General features: G+C 56.9%; 8 protein-coding genes (1 of these 8 running past the window's edge). 4 read left to right on the forward strand and 4 right to left on the reverse strand.

Annotation, left to right across the window (positions count from 1 at the left end; translation table 11 throughout):
- The 3 genes from DM868_RS13895 to DM868_RS13905 all read right to left on the reverse strand — a co-directional run.
- Positions 1-6,894, reverse strand: partial view of a GLUG motif-containing protein gene (locus tag DM868_RS13895; protein ID WP_137277436.1) — the start only. Its footprint begins 20,127 nt before the window's first position; only the first 6,894 of its 27,021 coding nucleotides appear in the window; its start codon is at positions 6,892-6,894; its stop codon lies off the left edge, out of view.
- A 265-nt stretch (positions 6,895-7,159) separates the two neighbouring features.
- Positions 7,160-9,862, reverse strand: coding sequence for a response regulator (locus tag DM868_RS13900; protein ID WP_137277437.1), 2,703 nt, complete (start codon positions 9,860-9,862; stop codon positions 7,160-7,162).
- A 3-nt stretch (positions 9,863-9,865) separates the two neighbouring features.
- Positions 9,866-14,338, reverse strand: coding sequence for a PAS domain S-box protein (locus DM868_RS13905; RefSeq protein ID WP_137277438.1), 4,473 nt, complete (start codon positions 14,336-14,338; stop codon positions 9,866-9,868).
- A gap of 430 nt (positions 14,339-14,768) precedes the next feature.
- On the opposite strand from DM868_RS13905, the gene DM868_RS15850 reads away from it, so the two are divergent.
- From DM868_RS15850 to DM868_RS13925, 4 genes are all read left to right on the forward strand, one after another.
- Positions 14,769-15,170 carry a hypothetical protein gene (locus tag DM868_RS15850; RefSeq protein WP_137277456.1) on the forward strand — a complete coding sequence of 134 codons (402 nt, stop codon included), beginning with the start codon at positions 14,769-14,771 and terminating at the stop codon, positions 15,168-15,170.
- 657 nt (positions 15,171-15,827) lie between these two features.
- Positions 15,828-21,383 (forward strand): GLUG motif-containing protein, encoded by a 5,556-nt coding sequence (locus DM868_RS13915; protein ID WP_137277439.1) that lies wholly within the window; start codon positions 15,828-15,830, stop codon positions 21,381-21,383.
- An 83-nt stretch (positions 21,384-21,466) separates the two neighbouring features.
- On the forward strand, positions 21,467-23,236 hold the full coding sequence (locus tag DM868_RS13920) for a sensor histidine kinase (protein WP_137277440.1): 1,770 nt from the start codon (positions 21,467-21,469) through the stop codon (positions 23,234-23,236).
- A gap of 126 nt (positions 23,237-23,362) precedes the next feature.
- A complete protein-coding gene (locus DM868_RS13925; RefSeq protein ID WP_137277441.1) occupies positions 23,363-24,958 on the forward strand; it encodes a bacterio-opsin activator domain-containing protein in 1,596 nt (531 codons plus the stop codon).
- 506 nt (positions 24,959-25,464) lie between these two features.
- Here DM868_RS13925 and DM868_RS15580 read toward each other — a convergent pair.
- Entirely contained in the window at positions 25,465-25,764 is a 300-nt protein-coding gene (locus tag DM868_RS15580) for a hypothetical protein (protein WP_246049140.1), read from the reverse strand.
- Positions 25,765-25,795: the final 31 nt, after the last annotated feature.

Genomic DNA, 25,795 nt, shown 5'->3' on the forward strand with positions numbered 1-25,795 from the left:
AATGTTGATCGCCTGTAGATCCGCGAGCGAGTCGAGAAGGTACGGCTTCGTGTTCGTCCCCTTCCCGGGGTACGTCGCCGTTAGCTCGGTGCCGTCATCGCGGGTGTACGTCCGCACCGAGCCCGGATTCACCTTGACCGTCGCACTCGTCGATACAGTCGATTCTCCCGCCGCGCCGAACGTCGGCTCGAACGTCCCATTGCTCGATTCCGAAAACGTGAACCTTGCAGTGCCGGTTTCGTCGGTCACAGCTCCGGCGTCAACGAGTTCGGTGAGACCGTCCGCGTTGTCGACACGAATTACGTAGCCTGCGTCAGCAGGCTCGCCGTCAATCGTCGCGGTAACGTTGATTGTTGTCTGCTCGGTCTGTAGTGCTGTCGTGTCGGAGGCCTCCATCGAGCCAATAGGCGAGAGCGAGGGCTCGGTCGTGTTCGACTCCCGCTGGAAGACCGGATACGTACTCGTGAGCTTCCACGGCGACGTGTAGTTCAGCGCCTTCATGAACGTCGTCGGCGCTCGGCCCTGCATCTTCAGCGCGCGGGTGTCACCGACTGTCCCGTAGCCGGTCGCGCCCTCCGACGAACCGCTTCCAGTCGCAGCACTCTGGTTGGTCGCGCCTTTGTCCCAGTAAGCGTCCGAGAGGGCTCCGCTATTGTCTCCGACGAGGCCGCCGACACTGCTACCGCCCTCAACGCGACCGCTCGCGTACACGCGAGTTACACCTTCGCTGCTTCTCCCGATAAGCCCGCCCACGCTGTCGCCCGAACTGGTGATGTCACCGCGCGCGTACGAGTCGGTGACGGGCCCACCGTTAGCATCGCCGACGAGTCCACCGACGTAGTCACCATCAGCAGAGACGTTGCCTCGTGCGTACGAGGTTTCGACGCTGCCGCTTTCGTGACGCCCGATCAATCCGCCAACGTAGATCCCGGAGGTAGTGACATCACCGGTTGCGGAAGCGTTACTGACGACCTGATTGCTGTTTTCCATCTGGAGTCGACCGACCAATCCACCGACATAGTTGCCAGTTGCACTGGTAACGTCGCCGGTTGCAGAGACGTTCGTGAGGTCCCTGCTTTCGTGGAAGCGACCAACGAGTCCGCCCACATGAGCGCTACCACCGCTATTCGTCGTATTGACATCGCCGGTGGCGTGAGCGTCCGACATCGTAACTTCGTCACTGCCCGAGTTCTGGTCTACGAACCCAATGAGCCCACCAACGTAGGAGCTACCTGCAGAGACGTTGCCTGTCGCCCTGACAGTCCTGACTTCCTCGTTGGAGTGCGCGTCCAAGTATCCCACGAGTCCGCCGACTCGCTGTCCATTAGTGGTGACCTCACCACTCGCGCTGGCATTCGTGATCGACGCTCGTGTATTACCGACGAGCCCGCCGACATAATCTCCAGTAGTCGACACATCCCCAGTCGCCGTGGCGTTCCTGATTCTTCGACCATCCTCGTGGTTCCCGATCAATCCGCCAACGTAGATCCCGGAGGTAGTGACATCACCGGTTGCGGAAGCGTTACTGACGACCTGATTGCTATTTTCCATCTGGAGTCGACCGACCAATCCACCGACATAGTTGCCAGTTGCACTGGTAACGTCGCCGGTGGCAGAGACGTTCGTGAGGTGCTTGCTTTCGTGGAAGCGACCAACGAGTCCGCCAACATACGCGTTACCACCGCTGTTCGTCGTATTGACGTCGCCGGTGGCGTGGGCGTCCGACATCGTAACTTCGTCAAAACCCGAGTTCTGGTCTACGAACCCAATGAGCCCACCAACGTAGGAGCTACCTGCAGAGACGTTGCCTGTCGCTTTGACGTTCCTGACTTCCTCGTTGGAGTGCGCCTCCAGTTGTCCCACAAGCCCGCCGACTTCCTGTCCATCAGTGGTGACCTCACCGCTCGCGCTGGCGTTCGTGACGGATGCCTGTGTGTAGCCGACGAGCCCACCGACTTTGCCTCCCTCAGTCAGCACATCACCCGTTGCTGTGACATTCCTGATCGGCCCATCCTGATGACTCCCGACCAGTCCACCAACCCGTCCCCCCGTGGTGCTGACAGCACCACGCGCGTATGAATCGGTAATTATCCCGTTAGAAGAGCCCATGAGTCCGCCGACCCTGTCTCCCGTGGTGGTGACATCACCAGTTGCGGAAGCGTTACTGACGACCTGATTGCCGTTTTCCATCTGGAGTCGACCGACCAATCCACCGACATAGCTGCCAGTTGCACTGGTAACGTCGCCGGTTGCAGAGACGTTCGTGAGGTCCCTGCTTTCGTGGAAGCGACCAACGAGTCCGCCGACATACGCGTTACCACCGCTGTTCGTCGTATTGACGCCGCCGGTGGCGTGGGCGTCCGACATCGTAACTTCGTTACTGCCGTGGGTCTGGTCCACGGACCCAATGAGCCCACCAACGTAGGAGCTTCCTGCAGAGACGTTGCCTGTCGCCCTGACTGTCCTGACCTCCTCGTCGGAGTGCGCGTCCAAGTATCCCACGAGTCCGCCCACGTATCCACCAGAGGTGCCGTTCACGTCGCCGCTGGCGGAAGCGTTGACCACGCCGGCCTGTGCTCGCCCGATGAGACCACCAGTGTAGCTGGTTCCGGTGACCGTCCCGGAGGCGTTCACGTCACTCACCGGCGTCGAACTCTGGTGATCGCCGATGAGCCCACCGGCGTACTGCCCGCTCGCGGTGACAGTCACACTCGCGCTGACGTTGTTCACTGTCCCTCCAGACGTGACAGCGCCGACGACGCCACCGATTTGTTGGCGGCCCTCGACCGTCCCGGATACGGTGACGTTCTCGACGGTCCCGGCGCTTTCTCCGACCACCGCACCGATGTATCTGTCACCGACGACCGAAACGTTCGTCAGAGCGAGGTTCCGGACTGCACCACCCGATTCCAGTGTACCGATGAACCCGAGCTCGTTTTTTGTAGTCAGACGCTGATCGATCGACAGGTTCGAAATTGTGTGGCCGCCGCCGTCGAGTGAGCCACTAAATGTGTCGCCGCTGTCGATGCCAAACCGTCCACCGATCGGCGCGAACCCCTTCCCGTGTTCGCTGGGCACGTTCCACGACCGCGTGGCCGAGGCGTCGAGGTCGGTGCCCAACTGATAATTGTACCCGCGCGTGGTGGCGTTCTTGTTGATCGCCTGCAGATCGACAAGCGAGTCGATGATGTACGGGTCCACCGTCGACCCGTTACCGGCGAACGTGCCAGTCTGGACGGTGCCGTTGACCGTGTGGTCCCACGACGCCTGACTCCCGGCAATCGTCGTTGCGCTGGCGTTGTTCCCCAGCGAGTCTGTCACGGTCACCGCGATCGCTCGCGTCGGGTCCGGGTTCTGTCCGACCACGAACGTTCCCTCGTACGTGCCATCGCCGTCGGTGTCATCGAGCGTGATCGTGTCGGAACTCGCGTCCAGCGCAGTGACGTCAGCCTCGACCGTTGAGATGGCCCCGGCGTCGGTCACGGTCGTCGTCACCCGGAACTCGTCTCCAGCCGAGACCGGCGGGCTACCGGCAATGAGCGACGCAGATAGATCGTCGATCTGCGGCGCAGACGTGTCGACTGAGAGGTCGTTCGACCGAGTGCCCGTTACCTGGGTGCTGGCGTTCCAGGCGAGGTAGCCGACCTCCTCACCGACGTGAGTGTCACTGTTGTCGACCGGATCCTCCTCCACTCTGACACTAACGCTGGTATTGGTCCGGTCGTCGTATCGGAGGTACGATCGTTCACCTCCATTACTCGTTTGCATATCCGCGACGAAACCGGCAGGATACGAGTCGCCGAAATTGATGCTGGTCAATTTGTGATTGACACTACCCTTTCTCCCAGCAGTGAAGCCAGTCTCGCCCAGCACCGAATCCCCCTGTTCGATGGCAATGTACCCAAGCGTCTCGGTACCGTGTGTTCCCTCAACTCTCCCGCCGGCTTCATCTTCCTCGATCTTCGAGTTGAAGCCGTCCGATCCTACACCGCTGTTCCGCGTGCTGACTGCGTCCGGGTCGTTGACCGTCTGCGGCTGCGTGAACGCGACGGGATTGCTGAGTGACTCCTCGAACGTGATCGACTGGGATCCGTCATCCTCATTCAGCGTAATCGTCCCAGCGGAGACGTTTGTCCCATCATTGAGTGTCGTCGTGCCAGCCTCGGCTACGATGTATGAAACGTTCGCAGCCGGGTGCGCCTCGTCGTCTTGGACCGACCACTCTTCGACGCGAATCTCGAAGGACGTAGACTGAACGTTCCGAATCCGGGTGTGTCCGCGAAGGTCGTTCGGAGCGACATTGCCATCAGAGGTCGACTCCAGCGGCTTTGCGATCACCACCGGGTTCTCGAACGAGCGCGGGAGCCTGACGGTCAGGAAGTCGGTCGTCCCCCCTGGGTTGACCGTGATCGAGTCGTACACGAGGTTCCCCGGTGGGGTGCCGCCGTTTCCGGCCGCATCGGTCGCGGTGACAGTCACCGACTGAGTCTCCTCGCTCGGATCGGGACCGACAGTGAACGTCGCGCTGTACACGTCGTCGGCCGCAGTGGAGTTGGGACCCTCGTCGCTGAGAGTCACCGTTCCTGCATCGAATGCGATCGCGGAGGCGGTGACCGACTGGATCGAAGACGTGTCCGTCACAGTGGCACTCACCTCGATCGTGTCGTTCGTCGTAACGACTCCGCCGCCATCGACTCGTTTTATTGTGACGTCGCTGACGTTCGGTGCACCGGTGTCGACCGTGACGGTGCGTTGGGCGGTGATCGCCGAGTCGGCAGTCAGCCCGCCGTACTCGACGAGGTAGCCTTGAGATTTTTCTTTGTTATCATTCCACCCACCATTGTAATTGATCTCAGCATAGTCTTCATCGAAGTTACCATCGTTCGGCGCGCCAGATACCCACCCAGCGTACTCGTCATCTTGTTCGGACCCTGAATCATAGCCTACCCAAAACAGCGTCCCGTTCTCTGGACCGGAGGCCCACGTCCAATTACCCTCCGAGTCTTTGTCGGATGCACCAATCCATGCGCTATCGCTGAACCGGCTATGGATTTCATCGTCTTCTTGCTCGCTCGTGATTGTCGCAAGGTAGCCTTGGAGCCCGAGGTGTGACCGGTTCTCGGCGTTTCTCTTGGCTGTTTCCCACGTCGCTCCGTCCGACACGAATTCGTAGTAGTGCCCGTCGTAGGCGGTGACCTGTTGTTGATTCGCATTCAGCGTGAACCTGATCGGAACCGTTCGATCTGTCCCGTCAGCAGTAGATGCCCCGGTGAATCTGTAGGTGACGGTGCGAAGTACTGCCTGGAAGTCGTCGGCAGTCACCGTGGCCTGGCTGTCGGCTGAGAGAGTCATCACGCCCGTCGTGTCGTCGTACGTGCTCGTGATACCACGATTGGTGGCGAGGGTCGTGTTCACCGAGAGGTCATCACTGCTCGGGTCAAAGTCCCCGAGACTCACCGTCACATTGTCGATCGTTCCGCCGTCTGGGTTCGTCAGTGTCAACTCGTCGTCGACGAGGTAATCACCACTCGCGGTGGTGTTCGATACCGATCCGGAACTCGTCGTCAGTGTCGGTGCCTCAGTATCGACGGTGACGGTTACTCGGGCTGTCGTAGGCGGACTACTGTTAAGCCCGCCGTACTCGACGACATATCCGTAGGATCTATCTTCATCAGTAAGCTCGTCATGCCAATCCCCCCCAGTACCGTACTGGTTTATCACAATGGCGTCCTCGCTAGCACTATTACCGTTTGGATTTGAGGTACCCCAATCGGTGTACAGCCCGTTTTCGACCGACCCATCATCCCTTCCCTGCCAGAATTGTATCCCCTTTTCTGGGCCTGCAATCCACGTCCAGTTTCCTTCCTCGTCTCTATCGGAGGCTCCAATCCATGCTGCGTCGGATAGCTCCGTTACCGTGGTATCCTCCTGCTCGCTGGTTATCGTCGTCAAGTACCCGGACAATCCGAGATACGATCGTGCGCCAGCCTTCTGCTCGGCATCTTGGAACGTCTCCGCTGTCGAGACGTGCTCGTAGAAGTGGCCGGTTGCCGGGAGGTACTCCATATTCTGGCCGGTATCGGTTCCCAGCGTAAACGACACATCGAGGTCGCGCGCCGATGCCGTGGCGTCGCCCGAGTAGGTGTAGGTGACCGTTCGCAAAACTGTCTGCATCTCGTCAGCTGACGCGGTCCCGGTGAGCGTCAATACACCCGTGGAAGTATCGTAACTACTGGTGAGACCGGCATCCGACACTGCAGTGCTGTTCACTGCGAGCGTATCCTCACTCGCGTCGAAGCCTGACCCGATTGCAACGGTCGCGCCGTCGATCGGTCCACCGTCCGCGTCCGTCACAGTAAGGCTATCGTCGACGACGAATCTGTCGGCCGAGGCCGTGTAATTACTCTCGCGCGAACTCGTAGTCACCGCTGGAGGATCGTCGATCGCCGTCACCTTGATATTGAACGTGTGGGGGCCAGACGAACTCCCGTTTCCGTCTGTAATCTCGAAGCTGAAGCTATCGCTCGCCGACTCGGAGCCGTCGTGGCTGTAGTACAGTCTCCCGTTGTCTATGTTCGCTTGTGTAAACGTCTCAGTTTCAACAGCTTCGCCGTCGTCAAGGAGTCCGTTTGCGGATCCGCTCCCGCTTCCATCGACAAACAGTGTGCCATTCAACACACCAACGGTGACGTTGTACGAGACTGAATTGCCGTCTGGATCACTCGAATCTAACGAGGCGTTAGTAATTTGGTTTATTTTTGAACCCTCTTCGATTGTCACCTGGACATTACTATTTACGGCTGGTTGATTAGAAACAGCTCCAAAACCAACAGCTGGTATAATTGTGACTGAAACGAGAACGAGAGCAGTAAGTAGGGCAGCGGTAGTCTTCATTTATACGTAAAATCGGCCATAACGTGCCAGTTCGCGCGGAATCGGCAGTAGTATCGTAGACACTCTCCAGAGACACAACATCTAAAGATCAGTAGTTGTGTACCGAGATCGTTTCAGGTATAAGAACACACTTCATTTCGAGAGTTTGCTTGTAATGCGATCTCCTCGTTGGGAGATGTTAGCCGCTATTAGTATATGTAATGGAGTGCTAAAGTTTGGACCTATACTGAAAGGTGAACCAACATCCAGGGGCCCTCAACAGCGTCTATAGTTCCGTTGCATCCTGATAGAGAGTCGTCAACAAATTAGATTCAGCAGCTCGAAGATGTTGATTAAAGGTGGACTGTGCGATGTCGAGAGTCTTGGCAGTTGACGTCGAATCTGCATCCCGAGGCCAATTAAAATATCCTGCGTAGAGTGCCGTCTGCAAGACTTCTTTTTGCCGAGCGGTAAGAGCCCCATCAAGACGTGCTGAGAGAGTGGTATTGGTATCTGCCCGCTCACTGTCCAGTTTGGATAACAGAATGAGATCACTGTAGTCTTCACGAAGTGAGCTCAGATACTCACCGACATCGACGGTGAACGGCACCGTTACTGAAACGACGATGTCGTCGGAATCGGAATCGGCGGTGATTTGATTTATTGCAACTCCTTGGTCGGTCAGCTTCTCGCAAAATCTGCTGTTCTGCACCGGGATTTTACAATAAAGACCATCCTGGGAGTCGCTCAAAACGACCGTCTCTGGATCGAAACCAGCAGCTTCGAACACCTCCGGAGTCACGTTTTCTCCGGTCAATCGCGCGAACAGGAAATTATGTCGATTATTAGTCAGTACATTCAACACTTCGAGATCTGTCTCCACATCGGAAACAAGAGTTGCGAGGCCGGTATCGTCCTCAAACTGGATTTCGAGGATCGTTCCCCCACCGGATAGAAGCGCTGCCTTTTGCCGGAGTGCTGATATCCCGTGGCCTATTATTTGACCGAGCTCTGTGAGGGCTGTCACTTCTTCTTCGGCGAAGGCGTTTGGCAGTTTGGAATGGACTTCTAATACGCCGAGGATCGAAGCCTCGCTCTGTAGTGGTACAGCCACAATTGAGTTGGTGCCGTATTTCAGTGCGTCTTGTTCCCACTCCGTTTCAGAGCGAGCGGTGATTAAGTCGCTCTCCACGACTGAATCTTCAATCCTGTATGCCCGTTCAGCAGGTGGCAATGTAGAGTTACTCCGTTGGGTATTGTCATCTGCTGAACCGTCGTCCGCTCCCACGTTTTGATATGTGAGCGACTCCGTTTTGGCTCTGACCTCGATCGTATTCGTATTAATATCTTTTTTACCGATCCAGGCCCCACTAACCAGATCCAGGTGAGCTAGAGCATTACAGACCTCTTGCTCCAGTTCTTCTCGTGTATTTGCACTGATAACCGTGGCACTTATCGACCGTATCAGTGTGTTAATGCGATCCAGTCGTGTCAGCTGTTCGTTTTGCTCGTTTAACCGCTGGTCGCGTTCCCGAAGGGCCGCCTCTTGTGCTGTTCGTTCGAATGCGCTTGCTGCGTTCGCTGCTAACGTCTTTGCCAATTTGTTCTTTCTTGAGGGAATCTCTGGCGTCGTGGTCATCCCCACCAACAGAACCCCCTCTGATTCTAGTGAGTAGAGACGCCACGACGAGAACTCCTCTGCTAACCACTTGCTCGACTGAGTATCTGCAACGTCGTCGGGACTCAATTGTTCTGTTCGAGTCACATAGGTCGTCCAGACTGGTGTGTCTCCTTCAGAGATGGATGGAAGTTCGATTTCAGTACCATCCTCCATGGATGCGTGTGCTAGTGGGACCAAGCGTCCTGTGTGCTCTTCTCGTGTATATATCGCGGCAAACTCGAATCCGAGTTCCCCAACTGCGGCAGTTGTCACGGTCTCACCGATGGCACGTTCCGAGTCCGCTGTCATTAGACCGCGAGAAACCGCATGCAGATCCTCAAGCTGTTGTTCATACGCGTATCTCTCTGTAATGTTGTGGTAGTGTTCAATCCGCCCACCGGAATAAAGACCAGTTTGAATCGGCCCGCTCCAGTACTCCAACCACTGCTGCTCTTTCGAAGCCGTCTCAGGGATTCGGACGATGGCTTCGACTTCGGAATGCATATTCTCTAGAGAATGAGTTACCAGGTCAGACAGTGTTTGCTCACCTGAGGGATATTCCTGGTACGATTCAGAAGCAATGCGACTGTAGTCAGACCCTTGCATGTCGTTTCTATCCACACCGAGTAATTCTTCGGTCGTTTCGTTTGCCCATACGACCTGTCTGTCGCGATCAATTACGACCACCCCCTCCTCTGATGTGTCCAGTACGTCTTCAGTGAGCGACTGGTACTGCTGTTGTTCCCTGCGCTCTGCCGCTGTTCGTTGCAGGCGCTCGATAGCCACTCGAAAATCCCTATCTGGCAGGTTCTGGAGGTACCGTTCGACTTTGTCCTCGAGTTCTGTGATTTGGTTCGCGAGTGCCTGGTATTGCGGACTTACTTCGAGGGTATCTGCGTCCACGACCGCTTCCAAGGTCGATTGGCGTTCTATCAGCGAGAACAACTCTTGCAGATCCTCGTTATACTCCGCACGAGTGAGCATCTGCGATATAACGTCTTCGAGGTCGTCAGCTTCAACGGGTTTTTCCAGATACGCATCGAATCCCATTTTGACGATATCGAAGTCCGGTGTCACCGCAGAGACAATGACCACTTGAGGGTTCGACTCGTATTGTCTGAGTCGCGTGAGAACCTCTCCGCCGGATAATCCAGGCATCATCCGATCCAGAAGGACGATATCGACCGTCTGATCAAACACTTCTAGGGCCTCTTCACCAGAGTACGCGGTTTCGACAACATAGCGATCTGCGAGCCACTCCGCATACAACTCTGCCAAGTTCTGGTCATCCTCGACGACCAGGATTTTTGTGTTTCCGTTTTGGGTCATAGTTTACGACAGGATACTCGGTTTTTCTGAGTCCGCTCGAGGCGGTTGGGTGGGGACTTCGAGTCTGATCTCACTCCCCTCGCCCGAGGTTTCAACTGAAATCGATCCCCCGGCACGAGTCACCAGTGATCGCACCATCCACAATCCGAGTCCCTGCCCGTGACTCAGCGGCGTTTCTTCGCCAGTTTCGAGGAGATTTTTCTCCATTTCCGGGAGTCCAGGCCCAGTATCGGACACACAAATCTCTACCCACCGTTCATCGGCTTGCGAGACACTGATCTGTACGGATGGATGCTCAGTATCGTTCGCTGTGATGGCGTTCTCAACGAGCTCAGAAATCGCCTTCTCAAGGTCACTCGGTATTTGTGATTCTATATCGTGGTCGGCTGTGATAGTGATATTCGCATTAGCATGCTCGTTTTCTTTCTTGGCTTGAATATCCTCAGCTATTTGCTGAGCACTCTGGTGGGAAGCGAGAGCGCTCTCGCTCGTGAGTATATTCTGGAGCTCTTGGCTCTTATTTGCCATTCGTTCCCACTTGTCGAGAATGTCTCGGATGGTCGCAGCGCGCTGTTCACGGGTGTCTGTCTCTGTGTCCGACGCAAGCAGATCGACGTACCCTCTCAGTTTCGTCAGATCGTTTCGGATATTGTGCCGCATAATCCGGTGTAAGACCTGGACGTGTTGCCGACGTTGCTCCTGAGCTGTAATGTCTCGTGCCTCGAATACCAAGAAGCTAAGCTCCCCGTGCTGGCTTGCGATCGGCTTGACCGAGAAGTCGAAGCTGGCGAGTCCGTCGACGCCCTCTGCTTCCACGTTGAACCGAACGAATGAACCCGAAGATGCTTGAGTAACTGCCTGCCTGATTTGAGTTTGCACTTCTGACGAATGCGCGAACAGAGGACACTGCCAGAGTGGTGTGCCTCTGCTCTCCTCTGCACGTATGCCGCCGAACTCCGTGAGGGGGTCGTTTAGCTCGAGGATTTCACCACTCTGGGTCATCAGTCCCGTTAATTGGAACGTTTGATTGAATACGGATTCGAATTTTTTTGTTTGTTCTCTTATATCACTGATGTCGCGAATATAAAACATAAACCCGCCAATTGCGTCATCGTCAAAGAGGTTCCGTCCACGTGCTTCTGCGGTAATCCACCCGCCATCCGCATCCCTTGCTTGGAACTCTAGTTGAACGGTTGAACCGGAGTCCTCCACGGTGGCGAAAAATGCTTCCATTACACGTTCCCGATCATCGGGGTGGATATAATCGAAGAGGCTCTCTTGATTTAGCTGCGTTGGATCATATCCAAGAACCTGTTCAGCAGAGCCACTAAGATAGGTGAAACACCCGTCGCGATCCAAGATAGACACGACGTCGACTGATTCCTCAACGAACCGCTCCGTTCTACGCCGCTGTTGACGCTGGTTCGTAAGATCTCTGATGACCATCCCGTATCCCAGGAACACTCCATCTTCAGTTTGAAGCGGGACGTATGAGACTTCTGCAGGAAACGACGATCCATCCTGACGGACTCGCTGTCCTTCATGAGTACTTTCGCCTGCGAGTGATGCCTGTTTTAATAACCGGTCAGCAGTTCCACGCTTTTGCTCCTGTTCAGGATGTAGCTCTGCTGCTGGCATACCAATTGCAGCTTTTTCATCATACCCAAAGGTGTCGGCTGCTCCATCGTTCCAGCTGTCGATCTGTCCATCGTCGTCAAGTAGTATGAAGGCGTATTCTTCGAGACTCTCGGAGAGGATTTTGAATCGCTCCCGCTCCTGTTGAATCTGCCGAACACGTCGTTTTTGCTCCGTGATGTCCGTTGCAATCGCGACAAGCCTCTCTCCAGTTTCGTCATCGGATATCAGAACAGCATCTGTGTGTATCCATCGCGTTTGTTCGTTCGCACCGATAACTCTGAAATCTGCAGACAAGTCGTTGATCTCGCCGACTCGTTCTAGTGAATCACGAACACGATCCCGATCTTCTGGCGCGACGATCTGTACGAACTCTTCATGATTGTCCGGATCGTGACCAAGCAACTCGACAAGCGTGTCGTCGAATGATATCCAATCCGTCTCAAGACTCCACTCTGCAATACCAGTGTCCGTTCCAGAAAGAACCAATTCGAGTTTCTGATTCTGTTCTGCCAGGCTCCGAGTCCGTCGCCTCCGACCTGTTACGTCCTGCTGTATGCCAATAAACTTCGAAAGCGTCCCATCTACATCAGTGACTGGCGTGACAGACAATCGATTCCAGTATTCACTCCCGTCTTTTCGGTAGTTTTTCAGCTCTACTGTCACCGGTTCACCGGCCGCGATCGCCTCTCGGAGCTTCGATATTTCGTCTGGGTCTGTCTCGGGTCCCTGGAGGAAACGTGGATTACGACCCAACGCGTCGTCCTCTTCGTAGCCAGTAATGTCGGTGAATCCCTTATTCACGTACTCGATTGGGTTGTCTTCTCGCTGTGGGTCGGTGATCATGACCCCAACATTCGAGGAGTCAATCGCTTGCTCCTTGAGTTCGAGTTCACGCTGCCGTTGCTGTTTTGCAGTTTCATCGCGCACAGTGCACACAAGAGGGCCATCATCGATGATGGTCAGAGAGATTTCGGCCGGGAATGTCGTCCCGTCCGGTTGGGATCCGGTTACTTTGCCCCGCCAGTGCCCCTCCGACTCAAGAACAGGGAAGGCTTCCGACTCAAGGCGCTCTACCTCATCTTCGTCATAGAGCATCCGCCAGGAGTTCCCGATGAGTTGGTCAGTATCATCGAATCCATACATATCCACGTGTGTCTCGTCGATGTAGGTGTATTCTTCATCTTCGAGGATGGCGAAGCCGTCTTTCGCATCCTCGACAGCTTGTTGGAACGTCTCTAATTCGCGACGGCGCTGCTCGCGGGGCGTGATATCACGACTGGAAATAACGAGCGATTCGACGCCTGATTCCCCTGTAACCGGACGGATTGTGCCCGTAACGAACCGCATATTACCGTCCCGATCCGGATGTTCCGCCTGGAAACTGACGTACTCGCCAGCGGCCGCTTGTTCGATCCAGTCTTTTAGATCTTCTTGTAGGTCCGAGGAATGCGACCACCAGTCTCCTTCCCAGAACGGTTCCCCCAAGATATCGGATTTGTCGTTCGAAACGTAGTCTAGCGCTGTTTCATTGACCTCAATCGTCTCACCATCAGTTTCTAATAACGCCACCAGCATTTCGGGGTCTTCGAACACCGACTCGAAACGCCGCTCATTCTCCCGGAGTTCCGCTTGACGCCGATATTTTTCAGACACGTCACGGACAACACAGACGATTCGATCGTCTTCCAAGCGTGTCAGCGATAGTTCGGTCGGAAATTCTCCCTTGCCTTCTGGAGAGGCAGTTACAGTGCCTCTCCACTCTCCATCAGATCGGAGCGCTGAAAGCGCCTCATCCTCTATGCGCTCGATTTCAACGGCATCAGTATACAACTCACGCCAAGTCTGCCCGAGTAACTCATCTTGGTCCTCGAACCCGTACATTTCGGCATGCGTTTGATCAACGTACGTGTACTCCTCGTTCTCCAGAATAGCAATCCCATCACTCGCGTTCTCGATGGCCGACTGAAACGACTCTAGGCGACGCCGGCGTTCCCGCTGTTCCGTCACATCTCTCGCCACGGTATGCATATAGGCCGCCCCATCGCGCTCGATCCGACGGTTCGAGAACTCGACATCGATTTTACTGTCGTCGCTTCGAAGTAGTTTCGCCTCAGTGGTTGCTGGTTCGCCACCTAAAATTTTGTCGTGGGAATCCTGATAGGCATGTAAGTCGACCTCTTCGTGAAGATCGGGAATACACATCGAGAGGAGTTCCTCACGCTCATAGCCAGTTAACTCGCAAGCAGCCTGATTCACTTGGACGAAATTCGCATCTGAATCACTAATCAAAATGGCATCGTTGGAGCCTTCAAACAACGTGTGTGTCCAATCACGCTCAGCCTGTAACTCCTCGAGGTGTCGGATTCGTGAAATTGCAGGTTCGAGATTCGAGGCGACGAGTTTCGCCAGTTCTGCGTCTTTCTGAGTAAAGGCATCCACTTCAGTAGCTCCGACACTCAAGACGCCGAAATCTGAAATTGGCACAAGAATTTCGCTCCGAATCGGGGTGTCTGAATTATACGTGCCGTCGGCCTCGTGGACATCGTCGAACACTTCCGGACGATTCTGTCTGTACACACGCCCGGCGAGAGAATCAAGTGGAAGGATCGGTGCATCGCCGATCACCTCTTGTGCCTCAGTTGATTCGTCGATTGGGCGGAGTTCGTTTCCCTCTTCATCGTATTCCCAGATCGCCGAAAGAGGCGCATCAAAATTGAGATCCAACATTCGGACAGCAACGGCAGAGACGTCCTCAATCGAACCGGCTTGGTTCAGTTCCGAAGACAACTCAAGAAGTCCCGCGGAGGTATGTTCCGTGTACGCGTCTCCATCGCTCATACATCCGATGTTGTTGTTCCGCTGTATTATGTTTTTGCTTAGAGAACCATTTCATATCGGCCCTGATAGAATTGGATCCATGAATATAGGGTGTAGCTATTCACCCTTGAGAATCAATTGTAGTAACAAGATGTCGACGGAAGCAGTTGCGGTACTCGGGCGGAAATACAGCGTTGATATCCTGCGGGCGGCAAAGGAACCGCGATCAGTTAGCTGGCTGAGTCAAGAGCTAGATATCCCGATTGCCACCTGTTATAGACGTGTGAAGGAACTTTCTGAGAATATGTATTTAGAAGAGGTCACTGCGGACGAGAGCAGGGATAGAACACAGTACTGTCGAACAGCGGATAGTATTGAACTCAACCTTGCATCTGACGTATTGCTTAGCGGCTCTCGATCTTGGGAAACTCGAGAAGTACCAAGGGATACAATACCGTTAGATTCTGTTACGCTTGATGAGTTCTCCCAAACGATTGATACTGTCGAAGCCTACTTTGGGAGTTTGATCGACGATGTTGCTGTTCATGCATCCATTTCACGCCGGCAGCTTGTCGCGGTGCTGGCACGCGCCCAGCTCTCGGGTCGCCAACTCGACACCGAGGGACTGACCGATAACGGCGACATTATCTATCAGTCGAACGACGAGACACTCTTTTGGCTTGACGGTGGTTTCTGGACGGATCTGGGCGGGCTCCACTACTTGAGCCCAGACGAGGGACGAGCAGCCAGAGAAGTTCATCGCCGACTCATCGAAGCGGTCGCCGGAGACGTCGCCGACTACAATCGCGAGCGCGATCCGTTTATTCTCATCACGGAAACTGCTGGCTGTTGATATCGTTTTATTTGCTCTGTCTAATCGGACAGGACAGATCATCGATCGGGCATCACTGTCCTCACTTCTGGCCGGAGTGGTTGCCGACACTCCGCGGCAAGGGTTGTCGCTGGCGATGAACAACTACTCACTCAACGTAGTACGCACCCACGCATATGCATTCTGGGGGGGTCTCATACACACTCTCAGTCTTCACTCGTCTGCTGTAATTGATTCGCTTCGTAGCGTTTTGAGACAAAAAGATCCTCGCGTCAGTGGTGAGATGCAGCCGACGTATCTGTACGCACGCTACCGTTCGCGAATGACGCGAATGACGTGAACCGCCTCGGGGTCAGCCCCCGAGGCACCTGACTTGCTCCACCTGTCGAATGGAGTTCGGGTCCGGTAGCTCGGTATACCACCGAGTGCTGGTATCCTACCTTTGGCCCCGCATCCACATCATCTCCGTATGAGTGCCTACGGACGCGGTCCCTCGACACGCCGGCCCGGGAGTGGCGTCGGATCGACAACGAGTCGGCCTCCCGTCGACGTGCTGACGGCAGGGAACCGGGCGGCGAACTCTCGATACGGGGGAACACCCTCTGTAGTGGGTGCGTCTCCGCACCGACACGAAGAACGTGTCCTCGGTGGCCGAACGACTCGGGAGGGTGAGTCGGCGTGAGACGCCCGCTGGTGTGGCTCGCTGTCGTCCTCGTCGCCGTCGTGGGCCTCACGAGCAGTGGACTCGTGGGTGTCGCGGCGGCACAGGACACGGCACCGACGTGTTCCGAGGTATCGTTTTCGGTGGGTGACGGTAGCGCAGACGATCCCTACGAGATCGAGAACGTGAGCCAGTTGCAGTGTATCGAGGAAGATCTCGATGCACACTACGAACTCGTCTCCGACGTCGACGCCTCGGCGACGAGCGGGTGGAACGGCGGGAAGGGGTTCGAGCCGATCGGGAACTTCAGCCAGCCGTTCACTGGCACGTTCGATGGGAACGCAAACTCGATCGAGGGGCTAGCGATTGATCGGCCAAACGACAACTTCGTCGGCCTATTCGGTGCCGCCGTCGGCACGACCGACAGCCGACCGCTGATCGGAAATCTTCGGCTCGAGGGGGTCAATATAACCGGACAGGCCGGGAGTCACCGATATGCCGGGACGGGAGGTGGCGGGGTTGCAGGCCTCCTCGGCGGTGTCAATGCCGAGACGAACACGTCACATGCGCGAATCGTCAATGTGAGCGTGAACGGAACGATAACCGCTGACGGGGGCGGCTACAACGTCGCTGGCATCGTCGCCGGTGCGGTTGATTTTGAGGGCAGGAGCAACGGATTCCTACTCGAGGATCAAGCCGTCTTCACTGGGGAGATCGATGCCCCTGGCGTGACGCAGGTCGGGGGAATGGTGAGCAGGACGGGGTACGAGACGAGCCTCAGCACCGGCTACGTCGTGGCTGATATCACTGCCGGTAGCGAGGTCGGCGGCATTGTCGGTCATTCCTCGACCAAACCGTCTACGTTCGAAGAAATGTATTACGCGGGGAACATCTCTGGCGACAGTAATGTCGGAGCCATCGTCGGTCTCGTCGGGGATGACGGCGACGACTTCCAGTCCTCCGTCTACTGGGACAGTTCACTCGAAAGCGACGGATTCGGTGTCAGAGACGAGGACGGTACAGTCGATATGACCCCGCTCTCGACAGCCGAGATGCAGGGTGTCACCGCCGAGGAGAACATGGATTTCGACTGGGATGGGACCTGGCAGAGCGTCGCTAGCGACTACCCGGTGTTCCAGTGGGAGGCTGCAGCAGTGGACGGTACGTCCGTCGCCAACATCGAAGCTGTTCCCGTCGCCCTCGCCTCGGAAAGTACGGATACGCTAACGGTCAGAGCGACGGACGCATTCGGGAACCCGATCGAGGGCGTAGAGATCACGGTACAAGATGCCGACGGCCTCTCTTTCGACAAGGACACAAACAGCACCGAGACCAACGGCGAGACCACGTTCACGGTCGAGACTGGAGCAGAGGCCGCCTACAGTCCCACGTTTACGGCTGTAGATAAATCGATCACCGACACCGCCACGATGATCACATACGCTGAGGGCAATGGCTCCGAGAGTGATCCCTACGGGATCGGTAACTGGTACCACCTCGATAACGTGCGCGAGAACCCCGCTGCCAACTACACCCTCCTCGACGACCTCGATTCGAATACGACAGGCTACGACGAGGTGGCTAACACGAGTGCGAACGACGGGAAGGGATTCGACCCGATCGGTACATCAGAAGCTCCGTTTACCGGGACGTTCGACGGACAGGACAACGAGATCGACGAAATCGTCATCGCCCGGCCAGCGGAGGATGGCGTCGGTCTGTTCGGGTTCGTCGGTACGACGGCTGGCGAGAAGGGTGTCATCGAAAACCTCCACCTCTCGAACGTGGACGTCACTGGAAACGGAGACTACGAGGACGGAGGTGTCGGTGGGCTCGTCGGAAAAATGGAAGGTGGTGAGCTCAGAGACGGGAGTGTAAGCGGGACGGTTACTGGAACTGACCAGTACGTTGGACTTGTCGTCGGAAGCGGGTGGAATTCAGCAGGTGAAGGCCTGAATCAGATCCTCCGATTCGACTCACACGGGACGGTGACGCAGTCCGGTGGTAAGGGCCGCGTTGGTGGACTGGTCGGTGGGACGGATGGAATGACCATCTCGGCGTCGTACTCCACAGCCACAGTCAATGCTTCTGGCAATGCTATCGGCGGGCTCGTGGGTAACTTTGCCGTTGGAACGATTTCCGAGTCGTATGCGACAGGGGAAGTAACTGGGGAGGCGGAAGTCGGTGGGCTCGTCGGCACGAACCGTGGAACGGTTTCTAACTCGTATGCGACCGGAGGTGTGAGCGGCTCCGGAAACGACGTGGGGGGGCTTGTTGGATTCAAAGAAGACGGTGCAACGACCGAGGACTCGTACTGGGATACGGAGACGACCGGGCAGGCGTCGAGTCGCGGTGGGGCGGGACTGGCCACCGATCAGATGCGAGGCAGTGCTGCATCGAACAATATGACAGCGTTTGACTTCCAGAACACGTGGGATGTCCGCAGTGGGGCGGCAGTTTCCTACCCGTATCTGCAGAACAACACTCAATCGCCGCCACCGGGGCTTGAGAGTCTGTTTGCTAGCGGCACTGGATCTGAATCGTCTCCGTTCGAGATCAAAAACTGGTATCATCTTGACAACGTAAGTCGGCTCCCGGGTGCGAACTACACCCTCCTCGCCGACCTGAATTCGAGTACGACTGGCTACGACGAGGTGGCTAATGCGAGTGCGAACGACGGGAAGGGATTCGAGCCGATCGGATCGGCTGACGAGCCATTTGTCGGAACGTTCGATGGGAACGATCAGAATATTTCGGACCTATATATGAATCGGACCTCGGGTAATGTTGGACTGTTCGCTACCGTCAAAGACGGAACTGTACATAATCTAATAGTCACCGATCTAAGCTTCACGTCAGCATCTTCGGGACCTGCGACTGGTGGCATCGTTGGTAAGAATAGTGGTCTCGTCGATAACGTATCTGTGCATGGTACTCTCAGTGGTACCGATGGCCGCCGTAATGTTGGCGGCCTCGTTGGGAGCAACGAGGGCTCGGGTACGGTTACACGATCGAGTGCGAACGTGACAATAAATGTAACTGGACAGAGCGGACAAACTGGCGGGCTTGTTGGTAACAACGTCGGAACGATCGAATCGTCGACTGCACGCGGGACGGTGGAACTCAAAAAGGGACTTCTTGTCGGCGGGCTCGTTGGGATTAATTCTGGGACCGTGAACGCCTCCTCAGCAGAGGGAATGGAAACCGTCGCGGGAAGCTTACAGGTTGGTGGACTTATTGGCGGAAATTCCGGTGGAACAGTGCACACTTCATCAGCAGAGGAGATTAAATCCGTCAATGGAACTCTCCACGTTGGTGGACTTATTGGCATTCACGCTGGCGGGACAGTGAACGCCTCTTCAGCCACGGGGAGAACGACGGTCAAAGGAGACAGCTTCGTCGCCGGGCTCATCGGTGGCACCTTCAGCAGCACCTTCAGCAGAATCGCTGATTCGCACGCAAACGTGAAAGTCAAAGGCAACAAGTCTGTCGGAGGGCTTGTCGGCGGAAACGGAGGCGAGAGTTTTCCGGTTGATTTCAATAAGAACCAATCATTCCCGGGCGGCACAATCAGCAATTCAACGGCCACCGGAGCCGTAACCGCCCCAGCGGGAGTGACTGGTGAGAAAGTCGGCGGGCTCGTCGGCCAGCTATATCGCGGCACAATTACCCGGTCGAGCGCCTCCGGCACTGTCGACGCGCCGGATGCCACCCACGTCGGCGGGCTCGTCGGTTACGCCGATGGGACCGAGAGTAACAATAGGCGTGTACGAACCATCCGCGAGTCCTACGCCACCGGTGACGTCACCGGGAACGAGTCCGTGGGCGGCCTCGTCGGAACGACCCGCAACGAGACGGTCGTCCACAGCTACGCGGTCGGCAACGTCACCGGCGACACGGCCGTCGGCGGACTCGTCGGCAATCACACCGGAACGAACGCCAACGTAACCGAGGCGTATGCCGCCGGGACAGTCTCCGGGGGAACCGATGTCGGCGGTCTGATCGGCACGACGCAGGCGTCGCCGACGGTCGAGAGCGCCTACTGGGACACCGAGACGGCGGCCCAATCGTCCTCGGAGGGCGGCACCGATCTCAACACCAGCCAACTCAAGGCCAACGAGAGTCTGGCTGGTTTCGACTTCCAGCACACGTGGGATGTCGTGGACAACGAGACACACAGCTCCTACCCGTACCTGCTAAACAACACTCAATCGCCGCCACCGGGACTACACGAGCTTGCTCCCACACCCGGGGCGGGCGGCGATGGCAACGACGATCCCGACAGCGGTCAAAGCAACGAGGACAGCAGCGACAGTGATGACAACAGCGGCAACGGCGCCAGTACCAGCGGTGGGAGTAGTAACGACGACGATGACGATCGTTCGAGCGTGGACGTCCGCTCGATGGCGCAACCCGACGCCGCGGGAGCGCAGGATGGTGAGTCCGATGTGGCCCCGACCTCGACCACCGGGTTCGTCGTTTCGATGCGGAACGTCGACGGTGGCGAGCAGATCGCCGTCGACTTCACCGAACAGCGCCGACCGACGGCTAGCCAACCCACAGACGGAGACGCGCCGCCGACGGAGAACGAGGAGACGCCATCTGGGGAGTCGGCGCCCCGCAACGTCCAATCGGACGGCCTCGTACTCACCATCAGCGAGGAGGGCGACCACGAACTCACCGTGACCGCACGCGACGTCGATGTCTTCGCCACGGCCGCCGAATCGGGTGATGGCGACGCCGAGCCTTCCGACGGAGAGGACACGGATCGTGGCGAGGGCGAGTCGTCCGGCGAGGTGGACCTCTCGACGGACGCCTTCGACGAAGAGAGCACACGGTTCGTCGAGGCGACTTCCGCTCGACCCGTCGGCTTCATCACCGTCGAACACACGTTCGATTCGGACGACCTCGAGACGGCGACACACCGGTTCCGTGTTCGCAAGAGCTACTTGGCGGCCACTGGCGCGACCGCCGAGAGTGTCGCCCTGTACCGCGAGGAACCGGAGAGCTACCGCGCGCTGTCGACGCGGCGCGTTGGTGAAGACGACGCGTACTACTACTTCGAGGCGGACACGCCGGGCTTCTCGACGTTCGTGATCGGCACAGAGGCCCCGATATTCGACCTCGGAGAGCCAACGCTCGAGCAAGCCGATGTGGAGACCGGTGTGATCGACGCGAGCGTCCCGGTCGAGAACATCGGGACCGAGCAGGGGACGTACACGGTTCGACTGCGCGGTGACGGTGTCGTCCTCGCAGAGACCGAGGTGTCGGTGCCGGCGGGTGAGACCGTCGAGGCAACCGTGCGAGCGACCGTCCCCGACGCCGATGGGCTGGCGCTTACTATCGCAGGAGAATCGTTGGGAGAGTTCACCGTCGAAGACAGCGATGCCGATGGGTCCGAACGAACGACAGACGCGGGAGTACAACCGACCGCGGACGCCGAAGATGCCACCGATGAGCCCTCCGACACAGCCGACGGATCGGCCCCTGGTGGACGATTCCTCGTCCTGTTGGTGGCTGCTGTGCTGGTCGTAGTCGCCGTGTGGGCACTGCGGCGAAGGGACGAGCCGTGAGTCGTCCAGGGGGCATGCCCTAAAGCGCTGCCCGCCACATCCAAACTGAAATTATATAATATCTGTACTGCGTTTTGTCTTGTATGATCAGCGGGGTTCAAGCAGTCCTCCTCGTTCTCATCGTGAATCTCTTCGCGTACGTGGCCGTCACCCTCGTGGCGTGGTGGAATCGCCACAAGCCCGGCGTCTGGTACTTCGTGTTCGGAGCTGTCTTTATCATCCTCTTTTCACTGTCGGATATCGCCGTCCTCACCACGCGCAGCGTCGCACTCATCGAACGGATACAGGTACTCACGACAGGGCTCGCCCCGGCAGCAACGGCGACCTGGGTGTTGTTCGTTCTCGGATATCTCGGCTATCTCGCGGACGTCTCGCGGTGGCAACAAGCGGCGGTGATGGGGGGAGTAGTCGGGCTCCCACTGCTATTGGCGGCTATTCCGGGCATATACGTCGAGCCGAGCGTCGCACCGCTTTGGGGGACGCCGAGTTCGAGCCCGCGTTTCGACGCGGTCGGCTCGGTCGTTCTGCTATCGACACTCGCTGCGTTGTTGATGGGGAGTCTCCTCTTATTTCGAGCCGCACTCTCCCAGCGCGTCGTCAAAGTGCGAACTGCAGCCGTGCTCGCCGTTCCCGCGCTGGTGTTTCTCCTCGCTGCGACGGTCGGCATCGTCGGCATTGTCCCCCGAACACTTCCGTTGCCACGAGTCGTCGGACCGTTCGCCGCTGCGGCCTATTTGTATTTTTTCGCGGTCGCAGAAGGGTTCAGCGTGCTGCCCGCAACAGGGAACATCGGAGTCGACCAGGCGTTCGACCAACTGGACGCCGGTGTCGTCGTCGCCGAGGACGATACCATCATCCGCTGTAATCCGACTGCTACGGAGTATCTCGGTCTTGAGCGTCCAAACGTAGCCACAGGTGAATCAGCGGCGGCTGTTCTTGACGAGTTCGCAGGCCGCCCAATCGACGACCCGGTGGTCACCGTCAAGCAAAACGATCGCGTCTACGAGATCACCCGCTCACAGATTCACTCCAGCGGGGTTGTACTGTTGATCCAAGACGTGACGACCCGGCGGGAACGGCTGGAATTACAGCGCCAGAACGAACAGCTCGAACGGCTCGCCCACATTGTCTCACACGACTTTCAAACGCCGCTATCGACCGCGAATAAACTGACAACGCTACTCCGTCTCGATGAGGGCGTATCCGGCACAGAAGCCGCGCAAACCATCGACGATCTGGAGGCGGTCCACGACCGTCTGACCACCTTTGCCGACCAGTTACCGACGCTGGCACGCGAGAGTGCATCGATCGGCGACCCCACAGACTGCGAGCTGGCAGACGTCGCGGCGTCAGCGTGGGACGTTGTCGAAACCGGACCATTGAAACTCGACATCGTGTCGTCGCGCCAGCTCATCGGTGACGCCACCCGTCTCGAACAGGCCTTTCAGAATCTCTTCGAGAACGTCGTTATACACGGGAACGTCCCTACTGAGTGGCCAGGGAATCGACCGGATTCGTCGACTGCGTCTGCTACGCCGCCGACCGACGTCTCGAACGCAATCCAGCGTGAAACAAGCGCATCAACGGTCACTGTCGGACGAACGGAATCGGGGTTCTACGTTGCCGACGACGGGCCGGGATTCGTTGCGACACAGGATACGGAGATTTTCGACTACGGTATGAGTACTGGCTCCGGGTCGGGGCTCGGACTTGCGATCGTCCGCACCATCTTCGAGGCCCACGGCTGGGAGATCTCCGCGACCGAGAGTGCGAGTGGCGGGGCCCGATTCGATGTCCACATCGAAACAGGACCACCCGAAATCGAGACCGAAAGCGCACATGTCAGTGGTTGAGCGGTGTCACATACCAGCGCTTGAAGGTATACAGCTTATATTCACGTCTATGATACAACCGAACCAAGAGCCGTGAACGGACGAACCGATGGGCGAGATGTAGCAACTGAGCCACTACTCGGCCCTATGCCGGTACTTCTCGTCGACGACGACCCGCAGTGGGCCCGAGCGACGGCTCGATTGCTCGAGACCACCGAGCCGAAGCTAGAGGTGACGATCGCGAACAGTCTCACAGGCGGACGCGAGGTGCTCGATGCGGAGCCGTGGCGCTGCATCATCTGTGATTATCAACTGGGCGATGGGACTGGCTTCGATTTGCTCGAGGACATCCAAGAGGAGACGCAGGATTGCCCGTTTCTCCTCGTTACAGGCAGGGGTGACGAACAGATTGCGAGTCAGGCGATCAATCGGGGTGTCACCGACTATATCATCAAGAATCGCGACGACAGCGAGGCAACACTGATTGGCAACCGGGTGCGGAACGCCATCGCCTCGGCTAACTTCCAGCGGCAGTTGAGCCGGGAGTACCAGAGCAAGACGGCGATACTGGATCTGCTCCGCTCTACGACGCTGTCTGAGGGGCTTTTGCGACAGTTCTGTCGGATTCTGGTCGAGGAGAATCAGTATACCGGCGCGTGGATCGGCGCAGTTGACACGGATTCGGAACGTGCGGTCGTTCCACGAGCAGTCACAGGGTGTCAGTCGTATCTCGAAGCAGTAACTGGTTCGGCTGGCATTCGATCGGATAGTGCTGATCCAGCAACGAAAGTCCTCTCTCGGGACGAACCCGTTGTCGTTTCTGTGCCCGAGAGCCAAGACAGCGAGGGAGTCCCCACAGCGTACAAACTCGTCTCCGAGCGCTGGGCCGAACTCGCGCGTGAGCATGGATTTACTACTGCCGCTGCCCTCCCGATAACCTACGACGACGTTCGAATCGGAACGCTTTGTGTGTATCTCTCCCCAGACGATCCGCCGTTAACCGGACGCCGCTGGAAAACGCTCACCGAGTACGCAGACGTAATCGGCCACGCACAACACAACGAGGAATTGGCACAGTCACTGCTCGGCGACCCCAGCCAGTGGGTAGAACTCGAGATAACCGATCCGTCACTTCCTCTAGCCGAGCTCACGTCTACCCTCGGTGGCTCCACCTGCGCTCGTGTGCTCTCGACGCGCAGACAAGACGATGGAACCCTGCAGTACCTGACGATGATCGCAGATAGCTCGATTGAGGAAATTGAGGCGGCTGCTGAGGAATCGGGCACGTTCGAGCTGAAGTCGCCAGTCAAAACCGCAGATGGCATTCGCTGTGATGTCTACAGCACTGTATTCCCACCGGAAGCAACGCTGGTGATTCATGGGGCGACAGTCGAGGAGGTTACCGCGATGGACGGAACAGTCAACCTCATATCAGCAGTGCCTGACCAAGCTACTGCGACCCCGATCGTTGACACGCTCAAAGAACAGTTCGAGACTGTCAGGATGACCGCGTTGTGGAACACCGAGAGGGAATCGCCCGAGGAGCTATCGTCCCCGCTCGCCCCCCTCACTGACAAACAGGAATCTGTCCTCCGCCAAGCGTACTTTCGTGGATACTTCGAGCGGCCCCGCCAGGTGTCCGCGTCCGAATTAGCCCAGACGCTCGGTATCGCTCGTGCAACGATGACACAACACCTCCGGGCTGCACAACAGAAGGTCTTCGACGAACTGCTAGACGAGTAATGGGCTGTGCACACGAGGCTAACGCCTGCAATCAGCTTCGATTCTCGTAGATGTCGTCTCTACAGTTGCAATAAGCGTAACACTAGAAAATCAACTTCCGCGTGGCTGTCAAGCTAAACAGAGCAGATTTTCACAACAGATTTCATCTCTGTTCTATTTTCGCACCGTGTCTGTAATCTTCTATTTCATCTCTTATCGTTTCGGGTATGGGGATGTCCGCATTGATTGGTCGGACGACATGCCCTTCAACGTGTAGCGCAGTAAGCTTGCAACCATCTTCGTTATCGACACACTGATAGAGGTAATGCCGATGTCGTTGGTCAATCGCCAATACAATCAGTTCCGTAATCGATCGTTTTGTAGCCGCATTAGAACCCACTGTCGACAGCTTGCCCGCTGGACTAACACAGTATGAGTCACATTTCGGACAGCGGCCTAAATGTACTCCCTCCCCAATATACCAGTAACTGTGGCCGCAGGCATAGCACTGGATATCCCCGGAATGTTCACCCATTTTCACGCTCTTCGTAGGCGTTGAGAACTTCACGATACCGGTTCCGAATAGTGACGTTATTGACGTCAGCAGCCGCAGACACGTCGTCTTGCGTGATATGTTCCCCACAGAGCCTGCCCGCCGCATAGACGGCACTCGCAGCAATACCGACTGGGTTTTTCCCGCTGTGGACACCATGAGCCGTAGCTGCTTCGACCAGTTGGCGGGCTTGTCGCGTCGTGTCATCGCTACAGTCCAGTTCGGAGACGATACGCCCGACGTATTCTATTGGATCCGTCGGTGGAATCTGCACGTCGAGTTCCCGAACGACGTATCTGTAGGTG

It is taken from the genome of Natronomonas salsuginis (genome assembly GCF_005239135.1).
Classification (GTDB): Archaea; Halobacteriota; Halobacteria; order Halobacteriales; family Haloarculaceae; genus Natronomonas; species Natronomonas salsuginis.